The 1291-nt window shown below is 67.2% G+C and carries 1 protein-coding gene and 2 pseudogenes; all 3 read right to left on the bottom strand.

Going from position 1 to position 1291, the window contains the following annotated elements:
• Positions 1 to 185, bottom strand: a pseudogene (locus HUK84_RS23345) (hypothetical protein); the annotation flags it as partial.
• The gene (lepB, locus tag HUK84_RS18765; protein ID WP_176641577.1) at positions 182 to 994 is read right to left on the bottom strand and encodes a signal peptidase I; all 813 of its coding nucleotides are present in this window, start codon (positions 992 to 994) and stop codon (positions 182 to 184) included. The pseudogene HUK84_RS23345 and the gene lepB, both read right to left, overlap by 4 nt.
• Before the next feature lie 128 nt (positions 995 to 1122).
• Positions 1123 to 1291: pseudogene (locus tag HUK84_RS23340) on the bottom strand (holo-ACP synthase); the annotation flags it as partial.

Below are 1291 nucleotides of genomic sequence, written 5' to 3'. Positions count from 1 at the left end.
CGTGGCGCGGCATTGCGCAGATGCGCCGCCGAACGGTGGGTCAGGGCCTCGCGCAGCAGATCGGGACGGCGGAAATGATGGCCCAGCCGCGCTTCCAGCGACGCCATCCCGTCACCAGCCACCCCGTCGATCCCGTCGGGGGGGCTACCGGAGGTCCCACCGGGCAGCACGGCCTCGCCGCTCATCGTACCCCCATGAACAACCGGTTCCAGCGGATCTCGGCCGGCCACATCCAGAACTCCCAGACCGGATGGCGCGCATCGACCGACAGAAAGATCCATTTGGCCTGTCCGATCAGATTTTCCATGGGCACGAAGCCCAGATCCTCGGGATCGTCGCCCATGAACCGGCTGTCGGCGCTGTCATCGCGATTGTCGCCCATGGCGAAGAAATAGCCGTTCGGCACGACATAGACCGGGGTATCGTTCTGGAAACCCTCATTGGTCAGCTTCAGGATGTCATGCGCCACCGGGCCGTGGCCGCCGCTGCCGGGCAGGGTCTCGTGATAACGCTGCCCCTCCATGCGGGTGCCGTGCTCGTCCACCGCGACGTAGTTGCCCTCGGCCGTGCGCGGGACCAGGACGTCGTTGATGTACAACTCGCCGCCCCGGACCTGGATCCGGTCGCCGGGCAGGCCGACGATGCGCTTGATATAGTCGATCGACGTGTCCTTGGTGAAGCGGAACACCGCCACGTCGCCGCGATGCGGCATCCGGAAGAAGATGCGCCCGTCGAACAGGTCGGGCGAGCGCGGCAGCGAGAAATGCGAATAGCCGTAGCTGTATTTGGCGACCCACAGATAATCGCCGACCTGCAGGGTCGGGATCATCGAGCCCGAGGGAATGTTGAACGGCTCGAACAGCACCGTCCGCACCCCCACCGCCAGCAAGCCCGCGATCAGGATGGTGCGGAGCAGTTCCCACGCTCCATGCAGGGCCGAGGCCGCGCCGCCGGACGGCACAGAGGAAGAGCGGGTTTTGCGCGGGTCGTCCATGGGTCTGAATCTGTTTCCGGAACAAGGAGGAGGACGGGCCGGGCCGCTGGCCGGGCCGGACGAAAGCCCGCGGATGAAGCCGACGGCACCCCGGGCTGTCAAGCGCCGCGCGACATGCGCCGCGCGTTTCAGGCTGGACCGGTCGCCTGCGCGATCATCACCTGCGCGAAGGCATAGGGATATTCGTCCGTCATCGTCAGCAGGATGCGGGCCTCGCCTCCCGGCGGCAGAAGGGCCCGCAGCCGAACCCGCGCGCCGCCGGTCAGCACCATCACCGGCTGCCCGCCCGGCAGGTTC

The organism is Nguyenibacter vanlangensis, from assembly GCF_013376155.1.
Lineage (GTDB): Bacteria > Pseudomonadota > Alphaproteobacteria > Acetobacterales > Acetobacteraceae > Gluconacetobacter > Gluconacetobacter vanlangensis.
The sequence above is the reverse complement of the archived record's forward strand: the minus strand, read 5'-3'. Positions and strand labels throughout refer to the sequence as shown.

Excerpts from the sequence above, each read along its gene's own strand:
- lepB (WP_176641577.1), bottom strand. The coding sequence starts at position 994 with ATGGACGACCCGCGCAAAACCCGCTCTTCCTCTGTGCCGTCCGGCGGC.